This is a genomic window from Streptomyces sp. NPDC053069 (genome assembly GCF_044546895.1).
Classification (GTDB): Bacteria; Actinomycetota; Actinomycetes; order Streptomycetales; family Streptomycetaceae; genus Streptomyces.
The window spans coordinates 279,826-289,638 of sequence record NZ_JBITZN010000001.1 but is presented as its reverse complement, the minus strand read 5'-3'; the positions used below and the strand labels follow the sequence as shown (position 1 = coordinate 289,638).

At 69.4% G+C, this 9,813-nt stretch carries 10 protein-coding genes; 7 read left to right on the top strand and 3 right to left on the bottom strand.

Annotated features, from left to right (window positions below):
- The first annotated feature begins 339 nt into the window (after nt 1-339).
- The 3 genes from ACIGXP_RS01290 to ACIGXP_RS01280 all read left to right on the top strand — a co-directional run bounded on the left by ACIGXP_RS01290 (nt 340) and on the right by ACIGXP_RS01280 (nt 2,365).
- On the top strand, nt 340-1,014 hold the full coding sequence (locus tag ACIGXP_RS01290) for a hypothetical protein (RefSeq protein WP_399762807.1): 675 nt from the start codon (nt 340-342) through the stop codon (nt 1,012-1,014).
- A gap of 133 nt (nt 1,015-1,147) precedes the next feature.
- Nucleotides 1,148-1,228: a tryptorubin family RiPP precursor gene (locus ACIGXP_RS01285; protein WP_218161885.1), complete on the top strand. Its 81-nt coding sequence runs from the start codon at nt 1,148-1,150 to the stop codon at nt 1,226-1,228.
- Nucleotides 1,229-1,327: 99 nt separating this feature from the next.
- Complete coding sequence (locus ACIGXP_RS01280) at nt 1,328-2,365, top strand: cytochrome P450 (RefSeq protein ID WP_399762805.1); 1,038 nt, start codon at nt 1,328-1,330, stop codon at nt 2,363-2,365.
- 19 nt (nt 2,366-2,384) lie between these two features.
- Here the strand turns inward: ACIGXP_RS01280 and ACIGXP_RS01275 are convergent, their stop codons facing one another.
- Nucleotides 2,385-3,074, bottom strand: a complete 690-nt coding sequence (locus ACIGXP_RS01275; protein WP_399762803.1) for a TetR/AcrR family transcriptional regulator — start codon at nt 3,072-3,074, stop codon at nt 2,385-2,387.
- A 98-nt stretch (nt 3,075-3,172) separates the two neighbouring features.
- Between ACIGXP_RS01275 and ACIGXP_RS01270 the strand changes: the two genes are divergently transcribed.
- Together ACIGXP_RS01270 and ACIGXP_RS01265 are read left to right on the top strand one after the other, a co-directional pair.
- Nucleotides 3,173-3,757 carry a cysteine hydrolase family protein gene (locus tag ACIGXP_RS01270; protein ID WP_399762801.1) on the top strand — a complete coding sequence of 195 codons (585 nt, stop codon included), beginning with the start codon at nt 3,173-3,175 and terminating at the stop codon, nt 3,755-3,757.
- Nucleotides 3,758-3,932: 175 nt separating this feature from the next.
- Entirely contained in the window at nt 3,933-4,211 is a 279-nt protein-coding gene (locus ACIGXP_RS01265) for a hypothetical protein (RefSeq protein ID WP_399762799.1), read from the top strand.
- 17 nt (nt 4,212-4,228) lie between these two features.
- On the opposite strand, the gene ACIGXP_RS01260 is transcribed toward ACIGXP_RS01265, so the two are convergent.
- Both ACIGXP_RS01260 and ACIGXP_RS01255 read right to left on the bottom strand, forming a co-directional pair.
- Nucleotides 4,229-4,771 carry a glycoside hydrolase family 25 protein gene (locus ACIGXP_RS01260; protein WP_363220598.1) on the bottom strand — a complete coding sequence of 181 codons (543 nt, stop codon included), beginning with the start codon at nt 4,769-4,771 and terminating at the stop codon, nt 4,229-4,231.
- A 52-nt stretch (nt 4,772-4,823) separates the two neighbouring features.
- Complete coding sequence (locus ACIGXP_RS01255; RefSeq protein WP_399762797.1) at nt 4,824-8,378, bottom strand: helix-turn-helix domain-containing protein; 3,555 nt, start codon at nt 8,376-8,378, stop codon at nt 4,824-4,826.
- A 302-nt stretch (nt 8,379-8,680) separates the two neighbouring features.
- Here ACIGXP_RS01255 and ACIGXP_RS01250 point away from each other — a divergent pair, with 302 nt between their 5' ends.
- Both ACIGXP_RS01250 and ACIGXP_RS01245 read left to right on the top strand, forming a co-directional pair.
- Entirely contained in the window at nt 8,681-9,052 is a 372-nt protein-coding gene (locus ACIGXP_RS01250; protein WP_363220596.1) for a peptidoglycan-binding domain-containing protein, read from the top strand.
- Between the two features lie 283 nt (nt 9,053-9,335).
- Complete coding sequence (locus ACIGXP_RS01245; RefSeq protein ID WP_399762795.1) at nt 9,336-9,710, top strand: peptidoglycan-binding protein; 375 nt, start codon at nt 9,336-9,338, stop codon at nt 9,708-9,710.
- Nucleotides 9,711-9,813 lie beyond the last annotated feature (103 nt).

The following is a 9,813-nucleotide window of genomic DNA, read 5'->3' as shown; positions in this document are numbered from 1 at the left end:
CGCCCGCGACGGGGCCCACTGCTGGTTGGTTAATGTCGCCCACCCCGGGTGGGCGGGGTAGAGGGGCCCCAACCTCATCCGCCGGTTATGGCGTGCCCGCCCCACCAGCCCGGGGGCGGCCCTTCCCGGGCAGCCCCCTTCTCGCGTGCGGTGGGGGAGCGGGACATGTCGGCACACGGGGCGCACAAGGCCGCCCCGCCACTGGGATTTCACCAACTCTTGGTGTACACAAGTCAGTTGTTGCGTGCTCCAGATCGCAACAGGCGGTGATCCCGGTGACGTCTCAGTCGGTCTTCCCGTGATCGCCGACCCCCCTCATGCACAGCGAAAGGCACATGTATGGCGAACAACCGCAGGATGCGCTACGGCGGACGAACCCTGGCGCTCTCAGCGGCTGCCCTGGGCATGGTCGCGGCGGTGGCCGTTCCGGCCTCGGCCGATGACCAGCCCACCCGGGCGCAGCTCATGGCCGACTGCGACTCGGGCGAAGGGAAGTGCACCTTCAACGATCCCCAGTTGGGCCAGGCGTACCTCGGAGACTTCCACCGGGTCTCCGACTCGCTCTACAACTGCAGCACCTCGCCCGCCACCCAGTCGATGACCTGGTCCGACACGGTAGGGTCCACGGACTCGGCGGGCGTGTCCGTGACCGCCGGCGGCAAGATAGCCGGAATCATCGACCTCAGCGTGACAGCGACCTACAGCCACACCTGGTCGAGCACCCACTCGGAGACCAGCTCCGTCAACATGACGGTGAAGCCCGGTGAAGTCGGCTGGCTCTCCCGCGCGCAGGTGATGCAGACCGTCTCCGGCACATGGCAGACCCATTACGACGACCGGAAATGGGGTCACTACTTCTGGTTCGTCCCCGACGTCATCACGGGACCTGCCCCGAACGGGACGGACGGCCGGAGCAACGCGGTGGTGGTCAAGTCCAGGAAGATGACCGCTGCGGAAAAGCACTCCTGCTCCAGCCGCTCCGGTAGGGCCAAGACGTTCGTCGCCCGAGGCTGATCCACCGATCGCACCTGGCTGACCAGGGCGTTGATCATTTGTTGATGGCAGTGGGGGAGCATCCGGAAGTCGGCGCGCACGGTCTTCACAAGGGAGCGTGCGTGATGTCTCCACCCTGAAAGGGGGTGCAGTGATGAAGCTCCTCTTCGCCATTCGCAACAAGGTGTCGGCCCAGAAGAGCCTGAAGGCCAGCGCCTGGTACTTCTGGTACTAAGCCGATTCGTACCCACAGGTACCTGTAGAAATCGGTGAGGTCGTCCCCGTCGCACGGCGGGGACGACGCCGTCGGCCCTCGGCGTTCCCGGAGACCCCCATGCGTAGCACGGTGTTCCATCCACGACTTGCCGCCCTGTTCCGGGATCACCTCGGGCAGGATGTCTTCCGGCTCGAACCCGACACCGTCGGAGTCGCCGGGCATGAGGTCGCCGACAGGATCCTCGCAGCCCGCCGGGCCACCGAGACGGAACGGCCCACCTTCAAGCCGCTCCACGGGCGCTCGATTTCGCGCAATGAGGCGTCCTCGGTGATGCGGACCATCGGCGGTGATGTGCGCGAGGCGCTCAAGAGGCCCCGGCCCGAGGGCGTCGATCTGTCGGGGGTCTGGCCCCTCAGGGGGCATCTGTTCCTGCGGGATCTCATCCTCGGCCAGGACCCCAGTCGCTTGCGGATTCTGATGAGCCGCAACCTCGAACTGACCCCCAAGCTCACGTGGGCGGTGATAGCAGCGGGCGCCGCTCTCCCGGGGCGGGTGGGGCGGCGTGGCGGTCACGTGACGGGTATCGCGGGTCTGACGGCGGCCGCCACCGGCTATCACGGACGCCGGTACGCCATGGGGATGTACCGGCGCGCGGCGGCCCCCGTGTGCTTCACGGTGTCCACCCTGGTCGCGAACGCGCTGTGGCTCGGCTCGCCGTTCGACTCCGGCACGCCGAACCGGCACATCCTCTACGAGGCCATGCGGCTGCTGCCGCCGTCGTGGAACATTCTGCGCAATGCCTGTGCCGAATACCCTGCCGTCGACCGGCGCATCGGCGCGGGCGACGACGTCCTGGTCCTTCCTCTTCTCTCCCATCGTGATCCGAAGGTGTGGGAGGACCCGCACGAGTTCCGTCCGGAGCGCTGGGACACCCTCGACCCCGACACCGCCCCCGGCTACCTTCCCTTCGGTCACTCCTCCGAACGCTGCTGGGGCAGGCACATGGTGATGCCGCTCGCCGAACTGCTCCTGGACCTGATACGCGGCGCCGGTCTGGCAGTCAGTCCCGACCAGTCCACCGCGAAGGTTCCCCTTGTCGGCCTGCTCGGCGTGGAGGACGTGCACGTGACCAAGGTGCGCGACGCTGCCGTCTGAGCCGACCGGTGCAGCAGTGTCAGCGGGGGTCGGCGGTCGGCTGCGACCGAAGCGCGCGGGCCACGCTGTCGATGGTGGCGCTGTCAACGGGTGCCGTTCCGGTGAGGGTGCCGGCCAGTGCGCGGGCCAGGACGATTGCGGCGCTGATCCGGGTGTCTTCCTGCTCCTCGCCGGTGACCTTTGCGAGCACGGCGTCGCGCACCGACGTGGAGACGTCCAGCTCCCCGAACTGGTCGGGGAAGGAGAGCATCATCAGGCACACCCCCACGTTGGCGGCCAGGATCGACTGGCCTGCCAGTTCGGGGGACATGCGGAGTCGCCCGGCATCGCCGCACCGCCGCAGAGCCGCCAGGAGCAGGGCTTGCGCTTCCTTGACCGCCTGCGGCCTGGGGTCCCCCGTCGGCGTGAACATCAGCCGGTACAGGTGGGGGTTGGCCAGCGCGAACGTGACATGGCTGTCCCAGGCCGTACGCAGGTCCGCCACCGGATCAGCGGTGCGCGGATTGCGCCTCTTGCCGGCGAGGAAGCGTTCGAAGCCGATGTCGGCCACCGCGGCGAGCAGCCCTTGCTTGTCTCCGAACTGGCGGTAGATCTCAGGGCCGCCGACCTTGGCCCGTTCGCAGATGGCACGGGTGGAGATCGCCAGCGCGTCCTTGTCGGCGAGTAGTTCCACGGTGGCTTCCAGGATGCGCTCTCGTGCCGTCGTCATGCCCTCATGTTAACAGCTGGTGATAGCGCTGCTTACGACCTGTGTTAGCGTCGTAAACACGGCGCGACAACCTGTCCAGTATGTGAAGGTGGTTCCCCATGGCTACGACGACCCTGCGTGAGCTGAACGGCTTCGACGAGACGCCCGCTTCCCTGGCCGACGCCACGGTGATTCTGATCGACTACCAGAACACCTACACCGGCGGCGTCATGGAACTGGACGGCTACGCCGAGGCCATCGCCGAAGGCAAGAGGCTTCTCGCCGCCGCCCGTGAGGCGGGTGCCCCGGTCATCCACGTTCAGGACGCGGGCTACGACACCGACTCCGAGGGTGGCCGGATCCACCCGGACGTCGCGCCGATCGAGGGCGAGGCGATTGTCGTCAAGAGCGTTCCCAACGCCTACCACGACACCGACCTCGGAGAGCTGGTCGAGAAGGCCGGCCGCAAGAACGTCATCCTCGCCGGGTTCATGACCAACATGTGCGTCCTGTTCACCGCCCAGGGGGCATTCCTGCGGGGCGACCGTCCGACTGTCGTCGCCGGCGCCTGCGCGACCCGTTCCCTGTCCACGATGAAGGCGGCCGGTGCCACACTGGCCGCCCAGCAGATTCATGACGGCGCTCTCGCGACGATCACGGAACTCTACGGCGTGGTGGTGCCATCCGTTTCTGATGTGAAGTAACCCAGAATCGGACGCGCCGGACAACCCGCGAGCACCCTGCTCGGCGGCCAAGCAGGCTACCGGCCCGGCGCGTCCGTTCGGTCGGCGGGCAGGCTCCGGCGATGATTCGTTCTGCGATCGCTCGGCGATCGGCACGCGCAGAAACTCTAGCCGGATTCGCCACACCCTGGGGGTCATGATGTCTTCGCCGGCTTCGTCCAGCGTGATCAGCGAAAGTGTCGAGAAAACACGGTCCTTGACCGGGTGCGTCGCTGTGCTGGTCGGGGACCTGGCCATCACGGTCGCCGCGGTTCTGGGTATTTGGTGGACGCGCGACACTCGGGACTCGGTGGCGATTCTCAGCAGTGCCTTCACCGCGGTGACCAGCATGACCACCGCGTACTTCGGGATCAAGGGCATTTCCAACACGGCCCAGCGGGTCGTGCATGCCGCGCCGCCGCAGAGCCGCGAGTGATCAGCGGGAGCCGGTGGTCAGCACCATGCGACCAGCTCCGCCTTGTCCCTGAAGTTCCCGAGATCCCTGTCCACGGGATGGTCGGTGTACTGGTGGAAGACCCAGGGATGCCGGATGTCGGGCTTTCCGGGATGGCCGTTGTATTGAGCGATCCACAGGCCGTCACCGGCGAACGAGGTCGTGTCGCGGGTCAGCCAGAAGTCACGGTTGCAGTACAGGATCACCTTGTGGCCGGGCGCTTTGTGCTGCACCCGTTTGATCCATGCGTCCTTCCAGGCGCCCGATATTTCCGGGTCCTCCCAGTCCAGAGCGAGGATGTCACCGTCCGCGAGTTTGATCTTCGACAGAAAGTAGTCGGCCTGAACCTCGTACGGTCCCGGGCGGGCGAAGTGGTAGAAGCCGGTGACCAGTCCGGCGCGGCGAGCGGTCTCCCTCTGGGCGACCCATTTGGGATTCGTGTAGGTGTGACCCTCTGTTATCTTTATGAACACGAAGTCGAGCCCTGAGACGTCGTATCTGTCCGGCTGGACCGACGACACGTCGATGCCTCTGGTGGTCATGAAAGGCTCCTCCGTTCGAGCCGGAGATATCGCATTTCAAGAATACGCGGGGCTATGTCGGCACGCATACCTGGTGCTGCGGCCGGCCGTGCAGATATTGGTGGCGTTCCTGTTGTGTGAAATCCCGGTCGACGGCTCGGCAGATCATGTCGATCGCTTCGGCCGGACCGGGCAGAGTCAGTTTCCATCGTTGGATCCTGCCGTCTTCGCCACTTGCGATCAGTGTGCGTTGATCGGGGCCGAAGGCCAGTGCATGCACGGATGACTGCTGTCCTGCGAGAGTGCCGCGGACCGTTCGCGTGGAAAGGTCCCAGAGACGGACCGTGCCGTTGTCGTGGCCGGCGGCGAGAGTACGGCCGTCCGGGCTCAGCGCCACCGACGAGGCCATGTCCCTGAGGATGGCGCTGTCCTTCCCCCTGGCCGTGTCCCACAGCCGCAGTGTGCCGTCGGCGGCGGCGGACACGAGCGTGTGCCCATCGCGACTGAACGCAAGAGCGACGACGACATCGGTGTGCCCCGGAACAACGCCTCGGCGCTTGCCGGTGGCCACGTCCCACAACCCCACGGTCGTACCCGTGCCCCCCGTGGCGAGGAGCCGGCCGTCGGGGCTGAGGGCCGCCGCGATGCATGCGTCGGACCGGGGCCGGCAGCGCACCGTCGTTCGCAGCGTGCGGTCGGTCATGTCCCACACCTGCACGGTGGAACCGTCGGCACTGGTCACGGTGGACATCACATGGCGGTCCGTACGAAGACTCAGCGACACCACCGGGCCGAAGCCCACGGTGCGGGCGTTGCGGACCTGTTCGCCGACCGCATCCCAGTCCCGCACCACTCCGCCGACATCACCCACTTCCACCGTGCGCGCATCAGCCGTGAACATCATCGCCGACACGGTGGTCGTCTCCTCCCCGGCCACCTCGGCCTGCCCCTCGGTGGCATCCCACAGGCGGACGGTACGATCCCGGCCACCGGAGGCCAGGGTGCTCCCGTCGGGGCTGAACGACACGGAGGACACACTGTCGGAGTGCCCGGTGAAGACGGCCCGGTTCTTGCCGGTGGCCGCATCCCACAGCCGCACCGTGTCGTCGTCACTGCCGGTGGCTGCCACGCGCCCGTCCGGGCCGAACACCACCGCGCGCACAGGTCCGTGATGGCCGGCGAGGCGGGCGCGCGGTGCGCCCGTCACGGTGTCCGACAGCTGCACCAGGCCCCCCAGATCACCGGTGGCCAGTAAGCGGCCGTCCGGGCTGAAGGCCATCGATGTCACAGGACCCAGCCCCCCGGAGCGGACAGCTCGAATCGCGGCGCCGGGCAGCTCGCACACCCGTATCCTGCCGTGCGCGTCACCGACCGCCAGGAGGCGGCTGTCCGGACTGTAGGCGAGGGCGCCCACTCCGGAGGCTGAGACGCGGAGGGTCGTACGGACCGCGCCCGTGGCCACGTCCCGCAGTGCGACCCGGCCGTCGGAGCACCCGACGGCCAGGGAGCGGCCGTCGGGGCTGAACGCCATCGGTACCGAGTCCGCCCTGCAGTCCGCGGCGGTCCATGCCCTGCCGGTCGACACGTTCCGCACGCGCAACGTTCCGTTGCTGTCGTCAGCAGTCAGAAGTTCGCCGTCCGGCCGGTAGGCGACCGTGTGAGCGCCGCCGGCGGAGCCGGGGAACCCTGCGCGCAGGGCACCCGTGTGTGCGTCCCGGAGTTGCACCGTGCCGTCGGCATGGCCGGTGGCCACCGTGCGGCCGTCGGGGCTGAACACCACCGCCTGTACCGGATCTCTGTGTCCGGTCAGACGGTGTCGCAGCGGAAGGGCCGCCGCGGCGTACAGGCTTGAGGTGGCCTCAGCGGTGGGGCGGATCCGATACGCCTGGACGGCCAGGAGCGAGGCCAGATCGGGGTCGTCGCCCAACAGGGCGGCCGACTGCGCGGCCAGCTGGCGGGACAGGGCGATGCTCTGTGCGGCGAGCGCCTCCTGACGCCGGTGTTCGCTCGTGCGGTACTGGTTCCATGCGACCAGACCCGCGGTGACGGCCACCACGAGCAGGGCGGACAGCATGGCGGTGAGCCGGCGCAGACGTCGGGTCGTGCGGGCGGCCGCGCGGTGTTCGCGGTCACGAGCCGTCGTACTGCTGATGAGGAAGTCCCGTTCCCAGCACGTCAGTTCCCCGGCCGAGGCCGGGTCGCCGAAGACTGCCTCTGCTGCCGCCAGGCGGACGCCGCGATACAGGGCGCCCGGGTCGCGGTCCAGCGCATTCCAGGCGCGGGCGGCTTCGGTGAGGCGCCGGTGCACCAGCAGGCGCTCACGGGCGTCGTCGATCCAGCTCCGCAACCTGGGCCAAGCGGTGATGAGGGCTTCGTGTGCCAGGTGGACGGTGTCGCCGTCGACAGCGACCAGCCGTGCTCTCACCAGCCGCTCAAGCGTGTCAGCGGCGAACGGGGAGCCGTGGGCGGCCAGTTCCGCACGGTCCGCCGGGCGGCAAGTGTCCTGCGCCCCTTCACCGGGAGTGATCAGGCGCAGCAGGATTCTTCGGACGTAGCCGGCCTGGTGAGCGGGCAGCTGGGTGTAGAGCTCTTCTGCGGTACGGGAGACGGCCCCCTGGACGCCGCCTGCCGCCTCGTACGAGGACAGGGTCAGAGCGCGGCCTCGGCGACGGCGCCAGGTCTCCAGCAGGGCGTGGGACATCAGGGGCAGCCCGCCGGGATTCCCCGAGACCTCCTCGACGATCCTCGTGGTCAGTTCCCGCTCCACGATCAGCCCCGCAGCCATCGCCGGCCTGACGATGGCCTGCCGGAGTTCGGCCGGGCTCATGGGCCCGACGAGCACGGTGGCCTCGCGCAGCGCCGCGGCCAGTGCGGGGTGTTCCGCACAGCGGCCGAAGAAGTCGGCCCGCACCGAGAGCAGGACCCTCACCCCGCTCCCGGGTTCCAGCGCGGTCAGGAGCAGGCCGATGCAGGCCTCGCGTTCAGCCGGGTCGGTGCACAGGGTGAACAGTTCCTCGAACTGGTCGACCACGACGACCGTGTCCCCGGGCTCCCGGCTCACCCGCATCGCAGCGGTGTGGGCGGACATGGGCCGGGGCCCGGGGGTGAGGATGCGGATGGCCGCCGGCCGGCGGTCCGGGGACTCCTCGTTCTGGAGGAGGGGGATCAGTCCCGCGCGCAGCAGCGAGGACTTGCCGCTGCCCGAAGGGCCCACCACGGCGACCAGGCGGTGGGCGTACACCCGCTCGGCGAGCTGAGCAGTGAGCTCGTCCCGGCCGAAGAACACGTCCTGGTCGCCCGTCTCGAAGCGGGCCAGACCCCGGTACGGCGACCGCGCGTCGTCGCCATGCCGTGCACCGGCGGCAACCTCCCCGGCCGCCGCGCGCCAGCGTTGTTCCCACTCCGCGGCATCCGCGCCGCACGCTTGCACATAGGCCAGCGCCACCGCGAGGGACGGCAACTGCTCGCCTGCAGCCGCCCGTGACAGCGTGGCCGCCGAGTACGACGTGCGCTGCGCCATGGCTCGGTAGGTGGGGCCTCCCGCTTCCTGACGCAGCTTGCGCAGCTCGAAGGCGAAGGCCTGAGCCGGGCCTGACGCCGGATCCAGTTGGCCTTCACGGCGGCCCATTCCTGCCTCGCCTCCCCGTCGACGCATTGCAGCGGGCCACAACCTACGCGCGCCACTCAGATGGCTACAAGCCTGTTGACCTGCACTTTTCGGCCAACCACTGCCGCGGACACCCGCCTTTGGAATTTTGTTGCAGGCGGTGGCAGGCGGGTGCGCAACAACCAGGCCACCCGGAAACCTGATGCCTGGCCGGCGACGGACAACGCTTCGGGGGGCGACGTCGGCCACCCACGTCCTCTTCCCTTCCGGGCCCCGGCGCCCGCCGTGCTCGGGCGCCCGGCCCTCTCCCATCGGAGGTATGCATGCTGTCGTTGCGCTCCCGCGTCGCACTGCTCACCAGCGCGGTCCTGCTGGGCGGTGGCGGCCTGATCGCCGGCGCTCCGGCGGCCACCGCCGCCCCGGTCCAGCCCCACCACTTCACCTGCACCTACACCACGGCCGAGCCGCAACTCTCCGTCGGCTCCACGGGTACGGCCGTCAAGCAGGCCCAGTGCCAGCTCAACAGCGTCCTGGACCGCAGGGTCAACGTGGACGGCATCTTCGGCTCGGGCACCAAGAGCGCCGTCGTGGCGTTCCAGCAGTGCGCCGGCCTCCACGCCGACGGCATCATCGGCCCGAACACCTGGTCCGCGCTGGACCGGTGGTGGCTGAACGACATCGACTGCCACAAGTGACCGGCGCTGCCGGGCCGGAAGGCGGCAGCGCTCCGGCCCGGCACTCGCCGCCCGGCTGCCGACGCCGGCCGCACGCCGCAGCCTCCCGCCGGGGCTGCGGCGTGTCCGGCCCCGCACAGGCATGGCGCTGCGCCTTGCCGGCGCCCGGCGCGGACGCGAAACGGCGACACGCCCGTGCCGGACCGCCGTGTCCGCTTCCTCCGGCCCCGGCCCGAATCCGCCGACGACCGTCACGCGCCCGCCTCGCCACCGCACCCCCGATCCCAGGACAAGGAGTCGGATCATGGCCTCACCGCACCGTGCCCTGCTCACCTTGACCGCGCTGCTGCTCGCCGGCGGTGTTGCCGCCGCGGAGCCATCCGCAGCGGCACCGGCCCGTACGCCCGCCGCAGCAGCCGGGACTCTCGCCACCTGCAGCTACTACTCCGGCATCGGACCGGTGCAGTCCGGCAAGACCTATCCGGACCGGCGGGTGGCCGAAGTGCAGTGCCTGATCGACGCCAACACCAGCTACCGCCCGCCGCTGCCCGTCGACGGCCTCTACGGCCCCCGGACCGTAAGCGCGGTCATCGTGGTCCAGCAGCACGCCGGGCTCACCCCCGACGGCATCGTGGGCCCCGCCACCTGGGCGGCCCTGCGAGCCGGCGTCTGGTGGTAGGCGCGACCTCGGCCCGTGCCGGCCGACCGGTCCCGGCAGCCCCCGGCGACTCCCACGAGCGGCGGTGTGGGAGAGCCCGGCCGGGGCACGGGAATGCTGAGGT